Genomic DNA, 17,691 nt, shown 5'->3' on the forward strand with positions numbered 1-17,691 from the left:
AGAAATAGGCGAATTCGAGGATGCCGGGGGTCGAGGTCCCCGGGAAGCGCAGCGGGCGATCGTCCTCGCGGTAGTACAGCTGGAGGTAGAGCTGCGCGTATCCCCAGTGCAGCAGGATCCAGGCCAGGAGCATCGCCCAGATGCCGATGACATCGAGCACGGGAGTGAAGGCGTCGTCGGGCTGGAGGAAGATGTGCTGCACGGTGGCGACGACGCCGACGGCACTGGTGAAGATGGTCGCCGTGAGCGAGATCGTGCGCGGCACGATGCCGAGCTCCATCAGCAGCGGGGGTCCGTCGCTCTCCGCCCGCCGCCCGGCGATCCACAGCACCACCCAGATGCCGATCGCGTAGCCGGTGCCGACGCCGCACCAGGCGAACAGGAGGGCGGCGGAGGCGGCGTTGCCCGGCGCGAAGATGAAGCCGATCCCGAGCAGCACGAGGGTCAGCTGGAGCGCGGAGCTGACGACGAGGCCCCACACCGCGGTCCGTCGCCGCGTCCCCGACGCCCGGCCGCTCATCTCAGAACATCCACGGTTCGATCCCCTCCATACCGGGTGCGCTCTCGCGCGGCGGATCGGCGATGACCGGCGGCGGCGTTCGCCTGCGGCGCACCCGCCGCACGGCGAGGTGACGCCAGAGCCCCGCCGCGCCCGGCATCCCCACCCGCAGGCGGGTGAGGTCCGCGGCGCGGGGTCCGGTGGGGATGTCGGCGGGGAGGGAGCCCGTCGCCACGATCCAGTCCGGGAGCGTCAGCAGACGCAGGATCGAGCGGAGTCGCTCGGACTCCGAGACGCTGTCGCGCTCCAGCTCTTCGGCGAGGATCTCGGTCAGACGCTCGGCGGCCTGCGGCGTCCGCGCGAGGGCGGCGAGCTCCGGCGCGAAGGCGACGCCGACCGGCTCGGAGGCGACATCGTCATCGGCGCCGGGCTCGGCCGAGGGGTCGCTGTCGTAGCGTCCGATCTCCTCCGCGCCCCGCCAGCCCACGAGGGCGAGCTGACGGTCGCGGCGGACCTGAACGGCCAGGGCGTCGCACTCCAGCCGCTCGGCCACGAGCCCGCCGACGTCGATGATGCCGCGCCGCTCCGCGGCGACGACGCCCGCCCCGGGGTCGCCGATGACGACCTGCGTCCCCGACGCGACAGGCGCGATCCAGCCGGTGAAGCGGATGACGCCGAGCAACCTCTGCAGCACGGCCGGGTCCGCGGCATCCGTCAACAGCACCAGCGCCGAGTACGAATACCCGTCCGGTCCCCCGACCTCGCCGGGGGTGGAGATGGGGAGGTAGGCCATCACGAGGTCCGCATCACGTGTCGGCCTTCTTGCCCCCCGCTTCGAGGACGTCGCCGGCGGGAAGCTCCTGGTGTCCGCCGAACTGCAGACGCATGGCCGAGAGCACCTGGTTGGCGAAATGGTCCTCGCCGCGCGAGGCGAAGCGCTCGAACAGCGAGGCGGCGAGCACCGGGGCGGGAACACCGGTGTCGACGGCCGCCTTGACCGTCCACCGGCCCTCGCCGGAATCGGAGACCCGGCCGGCCAGTCCGTCGAGCGTGGGGTTCTCCTGCAGGGCCGCGGCGGTCAGGTCGAGCAGCCACGAGGAGATGACCGATCCGCGGCGCCACAGCTCGGCGACCTTGGGGGTGTCGATGGTGAACTGGTAGAACTCCGGCTCCTCCAGGGGCGCCACTTCGGCGGAGTGCTCGGCCTGATGTATGCCCGCGTCGGCATGCTCGAGGATGTTCAGACCCTCGGCGAGCGCGGCCATGATGCCGTACTCGATGCCGTTGTGCACCATCTTCACGAAGTGGCCGGCCCCGGACGGACCGCAGTGCAGGTAGCCGAGCTCCTCGGGCGCGAAGTCGCCTTCGCGGCCGGGCGTGCGCTCGATCTCGCCGCGGCCGGGGGCGATGGTCTTCAGGACGGGCTCGATCCGCGCGAAGGCCTCGTCGGGTCCCCCGACCATGAGGCAGTACCCGCGGTCCAGGCCGAAGACGCCACCGCTGGTTCCGACGTCGACGTAGTGGATTCCCTTCGGCTTCAGTGCGGCGGCGCGGCGAACGTCGTCGCGGTAGTTCGAGTTGCCGCCGTCGATGATGATGTCCCCCGCCTCGAGCACCTCGGCGAGCTGATCGACGACGCCGCCGGTGAGGCCGGCGGGGATCATCAGCCACACCACGCGCGGGCTCTCCAGGGCACCGGCGAGATCGGCCAGACTCGCCGCGCCCGTTGCGCCTTCGGTGACGAGGGTGGCCACGGCATCCTGATTGACGTCGTAGACGACGCAGTCGTGGCCATCGCGCATCAGCCGTCGCACGATGTTCGCGCCCATCCGTCCCAGTCCCACCATCGCCAGTTGCATCGGTCCTCGCTCCGCTTCGCGCACCGGACGGTCCGGCTCACGTTCGCAGTCTAGGGACGCCGCGCGACAGGCGGCTATCACTGCGACAGGCCGGGTGCAAGCTCTCCCCGCGGATTCGTCGCTCCCCTATCGTCGAAGCGACCCCGACCGATAGGAGCGATCCGTGGCCACCTCGAACGACAAAGCCTCTTCCGCCACCCGCAACAAGCGGCGGCCGTCGCGCGGCGCCGAGCTCACCGACGAGCAGAACGCCGAGAAGGGCTTCCAGGCGTCGGAGACGCTGAGCAACAGCCTGCAGCGCGTTCTGGTCGACCTGATCGAACTCTCCCTCCAGGGCAAGCAGGCCCACTGGAATGTCGTCGGAACGAACTTCCGCGACACCCACCTGCAGCTGGACGAGATCATCGACGCCGCCCGGGAGTTCGCCGACGACATCGCCGAGCGGATGCGCGCGCTCCACGCCCTGCCGGACGGCCGCAGCGACACGGTCGCCGAGACGACCACGCTTCCCGAGTTCCCGCAGGGCGAGATCGCCACCACCGAGGTCATCGACCTCATGACCGAACGTCTCGACGCCGTCGCCGGCACCGTCCGCGAGGTGCACGACCCCGTCGATGAGGAAGACCCCACGAGCGCCGACATCCTCCACGGAGTCCTCGAGCGCGTGGAACAGCTGTCGTGGATGGTGAGCGCGGAGAACCGCAAGCCCCGGCGCTGACAGCGAAGGACGAGAGCGGATGCCGTGGGGGCGGCATCCGCTCTCGTCATGTCTGCGGGGCCCACAGCGGGGTTTGGGCTCTGTCGGCCGACCTCGCTACTGTGAAGCGGCGGCGAGCGCAGCCGTGGCGAGGAGAGCAAGCGATGTCCGACCAGAACCCGGCTGCCCCCGAGGGCCCGCAGCCCGCAGACCCTGCGGCCGCAGGCTCATACGCTCCACCGGCCGGCCATCAGATGCCACCGGCGGGTCCGTACGCTCCACCCGCCGGGCAGTACGCTCCGCCCGCGGGGCAGTACGCCCCTCCCGCCGCGCAGTACGCTCCGCCCGCCGGGCAGTATCCGGCCCCGCCGTCCTACCCCGGCGCGCCGGTGCCGCCGTACGCGCAGCCGGGCATGGCGTACCCCGGACCCTCGACCGCCCCCGTCGGCCCGGACACCCGGCCCAAGATCCTCGCGATCATCGCGCTGGTCGCCTCGATCGTCGGTCTCGTCGTCGCCTTCATCCCGTTCTTCGGCTGGCTTTCCGCGCCGATCCTCTTCGCTGCACTGGTCATGGCCATCATCGCGCTCGCCGTCAAGAGCCAGGGCGGCAAGGGGCTCAGCATCACCGCGATCGTCATTTCGGTGGTGGGCGGGATCACCGCGATCGTCGTCTCGATCGTCGCCGTCCTGTTCACGACGATCTCCACCATCGAGACCATCGACGACAGCGTGACGGATCCCTTCACCCCGGGGGGCGGCGAACCCGTCGCCTCGGCCGAGCCGATCCAGGTCGTCGAGACCGCTTTCGGTCAGGACACGCTCGACCCCGATCTGTGGTGGTACGTCGTGATCGTCGACAATCCGAACCCCGATGCGGTCTTCGAGTTCGGTGAGATCACCACCGAGGCGATCGACGCCTCGGGCACGATCCTCGACAGTTCGACCGACTACATCACGATGCTTCCGGGACAGGTCGCCGTCTCCGGATCCTTCTACGAGATCGGCGGGAACCAGATCACCGCCCTCGAGGTCATCGGTCCCGACCCTGCCGAGGCCGTGTCCGAACCCTCGACCGGTGCGGGCACCTTCTCGGTCGGCGAGCTGACGGCGACCAGTGACGATTACGTCACCGAGGTCTCCGGAACCGTGACCGGGGAGTTCTCCGTGGAGCAGGAGTTCGTCGGGGTCACCGTCGTCGCCCGCGACCCGGGGGGCACGATCATCGGCGGCACCTCGACCTACGTCGAGCGTCTTCCCGCCGACGGCGGGAGCGCACGCTTCGAGGCGATCTTCTTCACGCCGCTCCCGGGCGACACGGTGTACGAGGCGTATCCCTTCCTCTGACCCCGAGAGCGGGCGTCACCGCGCGCGGCGCACGACACCCCGAGCCGCGTGGAACGCCAGCACACCGGCCAGCACCCACGGCCCGATCACCAGGAGAGGGTCGAGCCAGGTGTGCTTCGCGTCCGATCGACCCGGTCGCAGACGGGATGCCACGGGGTGGCGTCCGCGCTCGCCGAGGACTCCCGACAGGGTGAGGGGATTGTCGGGACGCAGGGTGACGAAGGAGCGGAGATGCTCCGTGGTCGCATCGATCCTGTCTCCCAGGACGAGCAGCAGCCAGTGCGCGGTCTGCCCTTCGCTGTAGCGCTCGTAGGCGGCGCGCCTCACGGCACCCGCCAAGCCGTGCAGCGGTTGCGCCGTGCCGAAGACGGGTGTGAGTCTTTCGTGCTCGACCGATCGTTCGCGGTGCCCGTCATCGAGCTGCTGATCGGGAAGCTCCCAGCGCGCTCCGGTCTGGATGCCGGGCACTTCGCGAGGGAAGGCCGGTCGATCGGCCGGGTCGAGGTCGGCACCCCACCCGGGGATCTTATCGCGGAGCTCCTCGGGTGCCGACTGGATGCCGGGTTTCGCGGCGGTGTAGGGCATGGTGCCTCCTGGTGGGCGTGGTCGATCTGTCAGACGTGCACGACGGTCTTGATGCAGCCGTCGAGCTTCGCGGAGAACACGTGGTAGGCCTCGGCGATGTGCTCGAGCGGGAACCGGTGGGTGATGAGTGCGCGCGGTGCGATGACGCCTGAGCGGATGTGCTCGATCAGCCGCGGCCACTGGCGGGCGACCGGGGCCTGGTTCATACGGAGGGTGAGCCCCTTGTTCATCGCATCGCCGAATTTCACGGCGCTGAACAGCGGACCGTAGGCGCCCATCACCGATACCGTCCCGCCCTTGCGAACGCTGTCGATCGCCCAGTTCAGCGCCACCGGGGAACCCCCTTGCATCTTCAGCTTCGCCGAGGTGATGTGCTGGAGGACGTGGCCGTCCGCTTCCGCGCCGACCGCGTCGACGGCGACGTCGGATCCCAGACCGGCCGTCATCTTCTTCAGGGTCAGGACGATGTCATCCACCTGTCCGAAATTCACCGTCTCGGCCCGTGCGTAGGTGCGGGCCTTCTCCAGGCGGTAGTCGAGGTGATCCACCACGATCACCCGCCCCGCTCCCATGAGCCAGGCCGAGTGGGCGGCGGCGAGCCCCACCGGCCCCGCCCCGAACACCACCGCGGTATCGCCCTCCTCGATGTCCGCCAGCTGGGCGCCGAAGTACCCGGTCGAGTAGGCATCGGTGAGGAGAAGGGCGTCCTCGTCGTGGAGATCGGTCGGGATGACCCACGGACCGACGTCGGCGAAGGGCACCCGGACGAACTCCGCCTGGCCACCGTCGTACCCGCCGGCGGTGTGGGAATAGCCGTAGATCGCCCCCACGGCGGTGGCGTTGGCGTTGACGTTGTGGCAGTTGGAGAACAGCCCGCGGGCGCAGAAGAAGCACGATCCGCAGTAGATGTTGAAGGGCACCATGACGCGATCGCCGACCCGGAGCGTCTGGACCCCTCCTCCGACCTCGTGCACGGTGCCGATGAACTCGTGGCCGAAGGTGTGGCCGATGCGGGTGTCGGGCATCATGCCGTGGTACAGATGCAAGTCCGAACCGCAGATGGCGGCCAGCTCCACCTTCACGATCGCGTCCTGCGGATGCTCGATCCGGGGCTCCGGCTTCTCCTCGACCCGCATCTTGTACGGGCCGCGATAGGTCATGGCTCTCATGGCGTCTCCTCGCAGGTCGATCTCCCACCCTGCCTACGCGCTGCCCGCGGCACACGGGGGTTGCCATCGGCGCCGAACCGACTACTATCCCGGGCGCGTGTATCCCAGCGCCGGTATGGCGTGTCAACCCCGACGACGACGTGTGCGCGGGCCTCCTAGCGTCGCCCGGACACGACCGAAAGGGGCAGGACAGATGTTCTTCCATCGTCAGGAACTGCAGTTCGAATCCACACCCGACAAGCCCGACGCGGTGTACGCCCGTCGGCTGCAAGAGGTCCTCGGCGGGCAGTACGGCGAGATCACCGTCGCGATGCAGTACGGCTTCCAGGCATGGAACACGCACATCCCCGGGAAGTACCGCGACCTGCTCTACGGGATCGGTGCGGAGGAGTTCGGGCACGTCGAGATGCTCGCCATCATGATCGCCCAGCTGCTGGAGAAGGCGCCGGTCGAACAGTCCGAAGCCGCCGCAGCGTCCGACCCGGTGCTCGGTGCGGTGATGGGCGGCATGGACGTGCAGCACGCGATCGTCGCGGGTGCCGGCGCGCGACCCGTCGACAGCAACGGCAACCCCTGGCAGGGCTCGTACATCACCGCCAGCGGCAATCTGCTCGCCGACTTCACCGCCAACGCCAACGCCGAGATGCAGGGCCGTGTGCAGGTCGCGCGGCTCTACCACATGACCGACGACCACGGGGTGCGCAAGATGCTCTCCTTCCTCCTCGCGCGCGACACGATGCATCAGAACCAGTGGCTGCGTGCCGCCGCCGAGCTCCGGGAGGAGGGAACCGAAGATCTCCCGGTCCCCATGAACTTCCCGCTGTCGCAGGAGCACCGGGACGTCAGCTACCAGTACCTCAACTTCTCCGACGGCGCCGCGGCAGCCGAGGGTTCCTGGGCCGCTGGCCCGACACCCGACGGCAAGGGCGAGTTCAGCTACCACGACGGTCCGACCACGTCGGCGCCCATGCCACCGCCGACCCAGCCCGATCCGCGGTTGTTCGGCACCGACCCGAAGCCGAATGTCGTCGACAAGGCCGCGGGAGTGGTGAAGGACAAGCTCAGCAAGAAGTGAGGCCGACGGGTCAGCCGGCGAGGAGGATCCTGTCGGGGTGCGTGTAGATGTTCATCGACGCCCCCCGCAGGAACCCCACGAGTGTCAGGCCCGAATCCTCGGCGAGCTCGACGGCGAGCGAGGACGGCGCCGAGACCGCCGCGAGGATCGGGATGCCGGCCATGACGGCCTTCTGCACGAGCTCGAAGCTCGCCCGTCCCGACACCTGCAGGGCGGTACCGCTGAGCGGAAGCCGGTCGTTCAGCACCGCCCACCCGACCACCTTGTCCACCGCGTTGTGGCGTCCGACGTCCTCGCGCACGACGAGCGGCTCACCGGTCGCGGCGTCGAAGAGGGCAGCGGCGTGGAGCCCGCCGGTCTTGTCGAAGACGTCCTGTTGACGCCGCAGCTCGTCGGGGAAGCCGGCGAGCACCGCCGCCGGCACCACGGCCTCATCGAGCGCGATGTCGTAGCTCGACACCGTGCGGACGGCATCGATCGACGCCTTCCCGCACAGCCCGCAGCTGCTGGTCGTGTAGAAGTTCCTGGCGAGGTCGGGATCCAGCGGCGGCACGTCGGGCGCCAGGGAGACGTCGAGCACGTTGTAGGTGTTGCCGTCGGAGCCTGGCCCGGTTCCGGGGCCACCGCAGTGGATCGTCGATCGGAACTGGTCGCCGCGGGAGATCACTCCCTCCGACACCAGGAACCCCGCGGCGAGCTCGACGTCGTGCCCGGGCGTGCGCATGGTGACCGCGAGCGACGTGCCGCGCACGCGGATCTCGAGGGGCTCCTCCACGGCGAGCGCGTCGGGACGCCGCCTTGCGGCATCCGTTCCACTCTCTCCGCCGCCAATGGTGACGCGCGTGACGGGCCGGCGCGCGGTGATGCGTCCCACCTCAGCCCCCGATCGCGTTCATGCCGCGCGCGGGCTGGAGGAAGGACGGGTCGTTGATGGCGTGACCGGGGAGCTTGCCGTGGACGCACGAGCGCAGCATCCGGTCGATGGCGTCGTCGCCGGGAGCGGGACCGCGCAGGACCGGCAGCAGGTCGTACTCAGTGGTGGAGAAGAGACAGTTGCGCAACTGGCCGTCGGCGGTGAGGCGAAGCCGGTCGCAGGCGCCGCAGAACGGAGCGGTCACCGAGGCGATGACGCCGACCGAGGCGGGGCCGCCGTCCAGCAGGAAGCGCTCCGCCGGCGCGCCCCCGCGACCGGGCACCGGGGTCAGGTGCCAGCGCTGGGCGAGAGCAGCGAGGATCTCGTCGCGTGTGACCATCCGCTGCCGGTCCCACGTGTGGCCGGCGTCGAGGGGCATCTGCTCGATGAATCGCAGCTGGGCGTCGTGGGCGAGAGCGAACGCCACCAGATCGACCATCTCATCGTCGTTGACCCCGCGCATGGCCACGGCGTTGATCTTGAGGGGGCGGAGCCCCGATGCCGCCGCGGCATCGATTCCGTCGAGGACGTCGTCGAGCCGGTCACGGCGGGTCAGGTCGTGGAACCGCTCACGACGGAGAGTGTCGAGCGAGATGTTCAGGCGCGAGAGCCCCGCCTCGATGAGCGCCGGGAGCGCCGCGCGCAGGCCGATGCCGTTCGTGGTCATCGCGATTTGCACGGGACCGTCCGGGCCGCGGAGGGCGGCGAGCCGTTCGACGACCTCGGGCAGGTCGCGGCGGAGCAGCGGCTCGCCGCCGGTCAGCCGGAAGGTCGAGACCCCGTCGGCGGCGGCGATGCGGGCGACGCGCTCGATCTCGTCGAGGGTGAGGATGCTGGTGCGCGCGAGCCACTCGTTGCCCTGCTCGGGCATGCAGTACGTGCAGCGCAGGGAGCACCGGTCGGTCAGCGAGATGCGGAGGTCGCGGTGGACGCGGCCGTGGGTGTCGATGAGCGGATCGCCGATCCCGCCGTCGGGCGCGGGGTGTGCGGGGCGCGACGGCGCGGGTGAGATCGTCACCGGGATGGCCACCATCTCAGCTGCCCCCTCGCCGCGCAGTCATCCTTCGAGCGTAGTCCCGCCCGGTCGGGGTGTCGCTTCCTCCCCCGCCTGGTGGGACGACGGGTTGTCCACCGATCGGCTGGAGCGGGGATCAGCGACCGCCACGCTCGGCCACGGTGGAGGGATGGACGACGTACGACTCCCCGACGAACTGGGCGAGGCCTTCACGTGCGCAAAAGCCCTCGCGGCGGGTGTGACGCGCCGTCGACTCCGCACGAGGCAGCTCGAACCGGTCTTCCACGGGGTTCGGATGGTGCCGGGCGTCATCGGCGACGAGGGGGCCGACCGTGGGCGAGAGGATCACCACCGGGTGGTCCGGCGTGCGCGCGGGTTCGCTCCGCTGCTGGGAGATCACCGCTTCTTCGCGGGACGCACCGCCGCGGTGCTCTTCGACGCTCCCCTCGCTCACGGCCAGGACATCACCGTCGGCGTCCACGCGCCCGGCCGTGCGCCACGGCGCCGCGGCGTCCGCGGCGTGAAAGTCGCCCACCACCTGGTGTCGGTCATCGAGCACGAAGGTCTGCCCGTGGCATCCCCCGCATCGACCTGGGCGATGCTCGGCAACGAGCTGACGGTGCGGGAACTCGTCGTGCTCGGCGATTGGTTCGTGAGGATGCCTCGCACTCGCCACGGAGCACCGGCGCCGGAGCTACGACGGGCGACGCCGGCGCAGCTGCGACGTGTCATCGCCGCCGGCCAGCGACCCGGGATCGAGCGTCTGCGCGAAGCCGTAGAGCTCGTCCGTGTCGGGAGCTCCTCGCCATTGGAGACGGAGTATCGACTCGACGCCACCGCTGCGGGGCTGCCTGACCCGGATCTCGACGTCGAGATCCGCGACCCTCGGGGACGCCTCATCGGCATCACCGAGGTCGCGTATCGCGACTATCGCACACTCGTGGAGATCGAGGGCGACCACCACCGCACAGACAGGCGTCAGTGGGACCGTGACATCGAGAAGTACAACGCGTACGCGGCACTCGGGTGGCAGGTCGTGCGGCTCACCTCCACCCATGTGCGCGGCGCGAAACGCGGAGTCTCGCTCGTGCGCGATGCCCTGGTGCGCAACGGCTGGCGACCGGGCCGCGGTATCGATCTGGGGTGAAGCGCCGCGGCGGCGCGGGCGGCCCCGAACGAAGTGGCACAGATGGTCGCGTTCCCGCGCCACCCCCGACCAATCCCGCCACCTCGATGAAGCGGCCCCGATCGAAGTGGCACAGATGGTCACGTTCCCGCGCCACCCCCGACCAATCCCGCCACCTCGATAAAGCGGCCCCGATCGAAGTGGCACAGATGGTCGCGTTCCCGCGCCACCCCCGACCATTCCCGCCACCTCGATAAAGCGGCCCCGAACGAAGTGGCACAGATGGTCGCGTTTCCGCGCCACCCCCGACCAATCCCGCCACCTCGATGAGGTGGCCCCGAACGAAGTGGCACAGATGGTCACGGCTCGCCGCGAAGAGCGACCATCTGTGCCACCCGGGTTTCGCGCCGTCGCCGCCGCGGTCGCGGTCGCCGCGGCGGTCCAAGGCGCCGGTCGAACCCATCTGCGCCACATCCGCGCGCGGAGCGCGGGTCAGCACTCGATGACGTTGACCGCGAGGCCGCCCTCGCTCGTCTCCTTGTACTTGTGCGACATGTCGATGCCCGTCTGGCGCATCGTCTCGACGACGGCGTCGAGCGAGACGAAGTGCGACCCGTCGCCGCGCAGCGCCAGGCGCGCCGCCGTCACCGCGGTCGACGCCGCGATCGCATTCCGCTCGATGCACGGAATCTGCACGAGCCCGCCCACCGGGTCGCAGGTCAGTCCCAGGTGGTGCTCCATCGCGATCTCGGCGGCGTTCTCGATCTGACGCGTGGTGCCGCCCATCACCGCGGTGAGCCCGCCCGCGGCCATCGCGCACGCCGAGCCGACCTCGGCCTGACACCCGCCCTCGGCCCCCGAGATCGACGCATTGGCCTTGAACAGCGACCCGAGGGCGGTCGCCGTGAGCAGGAACCGCCGGATGCCGCGGCGCCGATTCGCCTCCGCGACGAAGGCCGGGTCGTTCACCTCCGCCGGTCCGCTCGCAGAGCGATCGCCGCCGAAGCCGAGCAGCGCGCTTCCGACGAGCTCTCCCCACGGGGTGACGGCGTTTCCCACCCCGAGCCCCGAGTCCGACAGGAACCGCCACCAGTACATCGCCACGGCGGGGAGGATTCCCGCCGCACCGTTGGTGGGCGCGGTGACGACGCGTCCGCCGGCGGCGTTCTCCTCATTCACCGCCAGGGCGAAAGCGCCCAGCCACTCCCCGGGGAGCTCGCGGTGCCCGGAGGACTCTGCCTCCTCCAGCTGCGCCCGGATCGCCGCCGCGCGACGCTTGACCCCCAGCATCCCGGGGAGCACACCGTCCGCGCGGAGCCCCGCCGCGACGCACCCCGACATGGCGTCCCAGATGGCGTCCAGACCCGCGGCGATCTCGTCGGGTGAGCGCAGTGCCTCCTCGTTGCGCCGCGCCAGCTCGGCGATCGTGATCCCGTGCTCGTCGCAGAGCGCGATGAGCTCTGCGGCGCTGTCGTACGCGAACGGGAAGGTCACCGCCGTCACCTCCTCGGCCGCGCCCTCGCGCCGGATGAACCCGCCCCCGATCGAGAGGTAGGTCTCCGACAGCAGCGGACCCTCGCCATCCGGACCCCACGCCTCCAGGGTCAGGGCGTTGGGGTGACCCGGCAGACGCGTCCGCGGAGCGAAGGCGATGTCGTCCTTCGAGAACGCGATCGGGTGCGTCCCGGCCACCGCGAGCCGGGCATCGGCCGGCCACTGCGCCCACGCCGCCCGCACGGCATCCGGGTCCACCGTCTCGGGCTCGAGACCCCGCAGCCCCGCGACGACCGCGTCGGGCGTCCCGTGACCGAGCCCCGTGGCACCGAGGGATCCGAACAGCGTGCAGGAGATGCGGATGACGCGATCGAGCGCTCCGCCATCGCGCAGCCGTCGAGCGAAGTCACCGGCGGCCCGCATGGGGCCGACCGTGTGGGAGCTCGAGGGTCCTACACCGATGGAGAACAGCTCGAACGCCGATATGTAGGCGCTCACTCGTCTACCGTACGCCGACCGTCTCGCTCGACATCGAGACACATCCGCTCGACATCGAGACAGTGCCATGCGCTGTGGTCAGACCACAGCGTACGCTCGGTCCCGAAGGCACCTTTCGAAGATCGGAGAGCTGACGTGGACCTCCTCGACCCGCTGCTGCTGGCGCGGTGGCAATTCGGGCTCACCACCCTGTACCACTACCTCTTCGTCCCCCTCACCCTCGGGCTCGTGCTCGTCGTGGCGATCTTCCAGACCGTCTGGCACCGCACCGGCGATGTGAAATGGCTTCACCTGACCCGCCTGTTCGGCAAGATCTTCCTCATCAACTTCGCCATGGGCGTGGTGACGGGGATCGTGCAGGAGTTCCAGTTCGGCATGAACTGGTCGGCATACTCCCGCTTCGTCGGCGACGTCTTCGGTGCCCCGCTGGCCTTCGAGGGGCTCATGGCCTTCTTCTTCGAGGCGACCTTCATCGGGCTGTGGATCTTCGGGTGGGATCGTCTCCCCCGCCTGCTGCACCTCACCTCGATCTGGATGGTGGTGCTCGGCTCGACCCTCTCGGCGTACTTCATCCTCGCCGCCAACGCGTTCATGCAGAATCCGGTCGGCTACCAGCTCGCCGCCGACGGCGGCCGTGCCGAGCTGATCGACATCGGCGCGGTGCTGACCAACCCTGTCGTTCTCGCCGCCTTCCCCCACACGATCTTCGCCGCCTGGATGTTCGCCGGTACGGTCGTCGTCGCCGTCTCGGCCTGGCACCTGTCTCGCGGTCGGCACCTCGACACGATGCGGTCGTCGCTGCGGTTCGGCCTGTGGTTCGTCATCGCCTCGTTCATCGGCGTAGCCGTCAGCGGTGACCAGCTCAGCCTGGTGATGGTGGCGACCCAGCCCATGAAGATGGCCGCCGCCGAGGCGATGTGGGACTCCGCCTGCGGCGCGGACGCCTCGTTCTCCCTCTTCTCGATCGGCACCCCCGACGGTACGGAGGAGATCTGGTCGCTGCGGGTGCCCTACCTCCTGTCGCTGCTGTCCACCCACACCCTCGACGGGTGCGTCGAGGGGCTCAACGATCTGCAGGCGCTGTACACCGAGCAGTTCGGCGCGGGCGTGGACTACCGCCCGATCGTCTGGGTCACCTACTGGTCGTTCCGCTGGATGATCGCCCTCGGGGGCCTCGCTGCGCTCGTCGCGGTGGCGGGCCTGTGGGTGACCCGCAAGAAGGCCACCCGCCCGGTGGCGACCTGGATGTGGAAGGTCGCGATCTGGTCGGCTCCCCTCCCCCTTGTCGGCAGCCTCGTCGGCTGGGTCTTCACCGAGATGGGCCGTCAGCCCTGGATCGTGTTCGGCCTGATGCTCACCGAGGACGGGGTCTCGCCGAACGTCCCGGGATGGACGGTGCTCATCTCCCTCATCGCCTTCACCCTCATCTACGCCACGCTCGCCGTGGTGGAATTCGGACTCATCCTCCGGGCCGCCCAGAAGGGACCCGACACCACCCTTCCCGCCGGTGACGACGAGCACGCCGAGCTCGCGACCCGGACCACGGTCTACTAGGCGAAAGGCGCATCATGGATCTTCCCTCCCTGTGGTTCTGGATCGTCGGTTTCCTCTTCCTCGGCTACTTCGTCCTCGACGGCTTCGACTTCGGTGTCGGGATGTCGCTGCCGTTCCTCGGCCGCGATGAGACCTCCCGCCGCCAGATCATCAACACCATCGGGCCGGTGTGGGACCTCAACGAGACCTGGGTGATCGTCGCCGGAGCGTGCCTGTTCGCCGCTTTCCCCGAGTGGTACGCGACGCTCTTCAGCGGCTTCTACCTGCCGCTCTTGCTGATCCTCCTGGCCCTCATCGTCCGCGGGGTGTCGTTCGAGTACCGCCACCAGCGCGACGACCTCCGCTGGAAGCGGCGCTTCGACCTGATGATCGTGATCGGTTCGGCCGTCCCGGCGTTCCTCTGGGGTGTCGCGGTGGCCAACATCGTCCGCGGCGTGCCGATCGATCAGGACTTCGAGTTCACCGGCACGCTGCTCGACCTGCTGAACCCCTACGCGCTCCTGGGCGGCGCGACGACCCTGCTGCTGTTCTTCACCCACGGCGTGACCTTCGTGGCGTTGAAGACCGACGGGCCGGTGCACGCGGGGGCCCGCCGACTCGCCGTCCGGGCCGGTCTCGTCACGCTGGCGGTCGCCGCGGTGTTCCTCGCCTGGACGCTCGCCGACGCCTGGACCGGCGGCGCCCCCGCCTTCCCCGCCGCCCTCATCGCCGCCGGCGTCGCCGCGGTGGGCGTCGCCGGCGGCGTGATCGCGAGCGCCCGCGACCGCGAGGGCCGCGCCTTCGCCTTCGGGGTGGCCGCCGTCGCGGGCGCCGTGCTCACACTGTGGTTCTCGCTCTTCCCGAACGTGATGCCCTCCGCGACCGATCCGGCCTTCTCGCTGACGATCCAGAACGCCTCGAGCACCGACTACACCCTCACGATCATGTCGTGGGCGGCCCTGATCTTCCTTCCGCTCGTGCTGGCCTATCAGGGCTGGACCTACTGGGTGTTCCGCAAGCGCGTCACTCGTCGGCACATCGAGACCGCGGCCGCCGCGGCCGCCCACTGAGCATCCCTCATGGCTCGTCCCGTCGATCCTCGGCTGCTGCGCTACACCGCGGCCGCCCGCCCGTTCTTCGCACTCCTCGTTCTCATCGGGCTCGCGCAGGCGCTCGTGATCATCGCCTTCGCCTGGCTGCTCACGCGGGCGATCGTCGGCGCGATCGACGGGATGCCGCCGGCCGAGCTCGCGCGGATCCTCGCCGCCCTCGCGGCCGTCGTCGCCCTGCGCGCCGGCCTCGCCTGGGCGCGAGAGGCCGCGGCGACGCGCGCGGCCGCGCGTGCGCAGTCGCAGCTGCGGGAGGCCGTCCTCTCGGCCATCGATCGCCTGGGCCCCGGCTGGCTGGCCGGGCGCAATTCCACGCGCCTGGCGGTGACGGCCGGCCGCGGGCTCGAGGCGCTGGAGGCGTACTTCGGGCGCTATCTGCCGCAGCTGGTGCTCACCGTCGTCGCGACCCCGCTGATCATCGCGGTGATGTGGTGGCAGGACTGGATCTCGGCGGTGACGGTCGCCCTGACCCTCCCCCTCATCCCCCTCTTCATGGTGCTCATCGGTCTCGCGACCCGCGCGGTGCAGAAGCGTCAGTGGGACACGCTCGGCCGGCTCGCGGCCCGTTTCGCCGACGTCGTGCGGGGGCTGGGCACCCTGCGGCTCTTCCAGCGCCAGGAGCGCGCCGTCGACTCCATCGCCGAGACCACCGCGCGGTATCGCCGCGAGACGATGACGGTGCTGCGGGTGTCGTTCCTGTCGGGGTTCGCCCTGGAGTTCCTCGCCAGCATCGCCGTGGCGATCGTCGCGGTCTCGATCGGCTTCCGGCTCCTCGACGGAGCGCTGCCCCTCGCCGTGGGCCTGTTCGTCCTCCTCCTCGCCCCCGAGGCGTACCTGCCGCTGCGTCAGGTGGGGGTGCAGTTCCATGCGGCGGCGGAGGGCGTCGCCGCGACCGAGGAGATCTTCGATGTGCTCGACACCGCCGAGGACCGGTTCCGGGAGGAGGGTACGTCCCGATCGGATGCTGCGGGGCCCGGCGGGGAGGAGAGCCGGGGTCTGGTCGTGAGAAGCCTGCGGGTGTGGCGCGGCGAGACGCTTCTCGAGGCCGTCGACCTCGAGGCTTCTCCTGGCACCGTCACTGTTCTCACGGGCCCGAGCGGGGCGGGGAAGAGCAGCGTGTTCGCGGCTCTTCGGGGAGCCGCCGACGCCCAGGGCACGGCGAGCTGGCAGGGACGGGCAGTCGGCGAGCTCGCGCCTGCCGCGTGGTTGGCGTGGGCCGGGCAGGACGCGGGTCTTCTGCAGGGCAGCGTCACCGAGAACGTCGCCCTCGGCGACCCCGCCCCCGATGAGACGCTGGTGCGGCGGGCGCTCGGCCTCGCCTGCGCCGACGGGGTCTCACCGTCGACGACCCTCGGCGTGCGAGGAGCGGGCCTGTCCGGCGGCCAGGCGCAGCGCGTCGCCGTGGCGAGGGCCATCTACCGTCTCCTGCGCGATCCGCGCGGTCGCGGAGCGCGTCTCCTCGCCCTCGATGAGCCCAGCGCCGCCCTCGACCCCGAGACGGAGGAGCGCCTGTGGCGCTCGATCCGGTCGCTGGCCGACGAAGGTAGCGCGGTGCTGCTCATTTCCCACCGTCTCAGCGCCCGCCGGATCGCCGACCGGGTCGTCACCATAGGGGCGAGATCGCAGAACGCTGCGCCACGGAAGACCCCGCCGATGACCATCCAGGGGGCCCCTCATGTCTCGGCCTGACGCTCCGACGACCGCGGTGAGGCTCCTCCGCGGCGCACTGCCGCCGGCCCGGCGGCTGGTGCCGACGATCCTGACCGGGCTCGCCGCCGAGGCGTCCGCCGTGGCCTTGCTCGCCGTCAGCGCCTGGCTCATCGTGCGCGCGTCGGAGCAGCCGCCGGTGCTCTACCTGTCGCTGGCGGTCGTGGGGGTGCGCTTCTTCGCCCTCTCCCGGGCAAGCGCGCGCTATCTGGAGCGGCTGTTCGGGCACGACGCGGCGCTCGGCCAGCTCGTGCGCACCCGCACCGACCTCGTCAGACGGCTCGTCCCGCTCGCACCGGACGGGCTCAGCCGAACCAGGAGCGGCTCGATCCTGGGTGCCCTCGTCGACGACATCGACGAGCTCCAGGACCTTCCCCTCCGGGTTGTCCAGCCCCTGGCATCCTCCGCCCTGGTCGCCGCGCTGTCGGTCGTCCTCGTCGGTCTGGTGTGGTGGCCCGCCGCCCTGACCCTCCTCGGCTGCCTGGTCGTCGCGGCCGTCACCGCCGCAGCCTGGGGCTGGGTGGCGGGCTCTCGCGCCGAACGGGCCGTGGCGCCCCTGCGGGCGCGGGTGACCGAGGCGCTAGTGGATCACCTCGGTGCCCTCGACGTCCTGCAGACCTTCGGCGCCGCCGAGACCAGCCGGGCGCGCATCTACACCGCCGACCAGGCCCTGCGACGCGCCGTCGTCCGCCGCGCCGGCGCCCAGGCGGCCACGACCGCCGTCGTATCGGCGGCGGCGGGCGCCGCCTCGATCGCCGCGGTCCTCGTCAGCGCACCCGCGGTCGCCGCGGGCGCACTGTCGGGCCCCGGACTCGCCGTCGTCGTCCTCGTGCCGATGGCGGTCTTCGAGGTCTTCACCGTCGTGCCGCTGGCGGCGGCGGCGTGGCGGCGCGTGCACGCTGCGGCGGCCCGCGTCGCCGAGGCGGTCCCCGACGCCCTCCCCGTCGAACTCGTGTCCGACCGCGGCGTCCCCGCCACCGGGACGGGACCGTCCCTCGGCGAGCGTCTGTCCCTCCGCGGTGTGTCGGTGACGTGGCCGGGAGCAGACGCTCCGGCGCTGGGGGGG

Annotated in this window: 16 protein-coding genes; 8 read left to right on the forward strand and 8 right to left on the reverse strand. The window is 70.6% G+C overall.

Going from position 1 to position 17,691, the window contains the following annotated elements:
• The 3 genes from RO069_RS21820 to gnd form a co-directional block, all read right to left on the reverse strand.
• Positions 1–520: DUF1345 domain-containing protein (locus RO069_RS21820; RefSeq protein WP_328190357.1), on the reverse strand; the 520-nt coding region annotated here is incomplete at its 3' end.
• A gap of 1 nt (position 521) precedes the next feature.
• Positions 522–1,292, reverse strand: a complete 771-nt coding sequence (locus RO069_RS21825; protein WP_328190359.1) for a hypothetical protein — start codon at positions 1,290–1,292, stop codon at positions 522–524.
• Between the two features lie 13 nt (positions 1,293–1,305).
• Positions 1,306–2,358 (reverse strand): phosphogluconate dehydrogenase (NAD(+)-dependent, decarboxylating), encoded by a 1,053-nt coding sequence (gnd, locus tag RO069_RS21830; protein WP_248242030.1) that lies wholly within the window; start codon positions 2,356–2,358, stop codon positions 1,306–1,308.
• A 163-nt stretch (positions 2,359–2,521) separates the two neighbouring features.
• Here gnd and RO069_RS21835 point away from each other — a divergent pair, with 163 nt between their 5' ends.
• Positions 2,522–3,076 (forward strand): Dps family protein, encoded by a 555-nt coding sequence (locus tag RO069_RS21835; RefSeq protein ID WP_248242031.1) that lies wholly within the window; start codon positions 2,522–2,524, stop codon positions 3,074–3,076.
• A 143-nt stretch (positions 3,077–3,219) separates the two neighbouring features.
• Positions 3,220–4,401 carry a DUF4190 domain-containing protein gene (locus RO069_RS21840; protein WP_248242032.1) on the forward strand — a complete coding sequence of 394 codons (1,182 nt, stop codon included), beginning with the start codon at positions 3,220–3,222 and terminating at the stop codon, positions 4,399–4,401.
• Between the two features lie 15 nt (positions 4,402–4,416).
• On the opposite strand, the gene RO069_RS21845 is transcribed toward RO069_RS21840, so the two are convergent.
• Entirely contained in the window at positions 4,417–4,986 is a 570-nt protein-coding gene (locus RO069_RS21845) for a hypothetical protein (protein WP_328190360.1), read from the reverse strand.
• A gap of 29 nt (positions 4,987–5,015) precedes the next feature.
• A complete protein-coding gene (locus RO069_RS21850) occupies positions 5,016–6,155 on the reverse strand; it encodes a zinc-dependent alcohol dehydrogenase (RefSeq protein ID WP_248242034.1) in 1,140 nt (379 codons plus the stop codon).
• A gap of 193 nt (positions 6,156–6,348) precedes the next feature.
• On the opposite strand from RO069_RS21850, the gene RO069_RS21855 reads away from it, so the two are divergent.
• The gene (locus tag RO069_RS21855) at positions 6,349–7,230 is read left to right on the forward strand and encodes a manganese catalase family protein (RefSeq protein WP_248242035.1); all 882 of its coding nucleotides are present in this window, start codon (positions 6,349–6,351) and stop codon (positions 7,228–7,230) included.
• Positions 7,231–7,240: 10 nt separating this feature from the next.
• Here RO069_RS21855 and fdhD read toward each other — a convergent pair whose 3' ends face one another.
• Both fdhD and moaA read right to left on the reverse strand, forming a co-directional pair.
• On the reverse strand, positions 7,241–8,104 hold the full coding sequence (fdhD, locus tag RO069_RS21860; protein WP_328190362.1) for a formate dehydrogenase accessory sulfurtransferase FdhD: 864 nt from the start codon (positions 8,102–8,104) through the stop codon (positions 7,241–7,243).
• 1 nt (position 8,105) lies between these two features.
• Entirely contained in the window at positions 8,106–9,176 is a 1,071-nt protein-coding gene (gene moaA / locus RO069_RS21865) for a GTP 3',8-cyclase MoaA (protein WP_248242037.1), read from the reverse strand.
• Positions 9,177–9,327: 151 nt separating this feature from the next.
• On the opposite strand from moaA, the gene RO069_RS21870 reads away from it, so the two are divergent.
• A complete protein-coding gene (locus tag RO069_RS21870) occupies positions 9,328–10,305 on the forward strand; it encodes a hypothetical protein (RefSeq protein ID WP_248242038.1) in 978 nt (325 codons plus the stop codon).
• Between the two features lie 471 nt (positions 10,306–10,776).
• Here RO069_RS21870 and RO069_RS22175 read toward each other — a convergent pair whose 3' ends face one another.
• Positions 10,777–12,276 (reverse strand): L-serine ammonia-lyase, iron-sulfur-dependent, subunit alpha, encoded by a 1,500-nt coding sequence (locus RO069_RS22175; protein ID WP_442915405.1) that lies wholly within the window; start codon positions 12,274–12,276, stop codon positions 10,777–10,779.
• Between the two features lie 135 nt (positions 12,277–12,411).
• Here RO069_RS22175 and RO069_RS21885 point away from each other — a divergent pair, with 135 nt between their 5' ends.
• The 4 genes from RO069_RS21885 to RO069_RS21900 form a co-directional block, all read left to right on the forward strand.
• Positions 12,412–13,830 (forward strand): cytochrome ubiquinol oxidase subunit I, encoded by a 1,419-nt coding sequence (locus RO069_RS21885; protein WP_328190364.1) that lies wholly within the window; start codon positions 12,412–12,414, stop codon positions 13,828–13,830.
• Positions 13,831–13,844: 14 nt separating this feature from the next.
• Complete coding sequence (gene cydB / locus RO069_RS21890) at positions 13,845–14,879, forward strand: cytochrome d ubiquinol oxidase subunit II (RefSeq protein ID WP_248242041.1); 1,035 nt, start codon at positions 13,845–13,847, stop codon at positions 14,877–14,879.
• A 9-nt stretch (positions 14,880–14,888) separates the two neighbouring features.
• Positions 14,889–16,607: a thiol reductant ABC exporter subunit CydD gene (gene cydD / locus RO069_RS21895; protein ID WP_328190366.1), complete on the forward strand. Its 1,719-nt coding sequence runs from the start codon at positions 14,889–14,891 to the stop codon at positions 16,605–16,607.
• On the forward strand, positions 16,594–17,691 hold a 1,098-nt coding region (locus RO069_RS21900; protein WP_328190368.1), incomplete at its 3' end, for an ABC transporter transmembrane domain-containing protein. The genes cydD and RO069_RS21900, both read left to right, overlap by 14 nt.

Source organism: Marinobacter sp. OP 3.4, assembly GCF_036224885.1.
In the GTDB taxonomy this organism is placed as follows: domain Bacteria; phylum Pseudomonadota; class Gammaproteobacteria; order Pseudomonadales; family Oleiphilaceae; genus Marinobacter.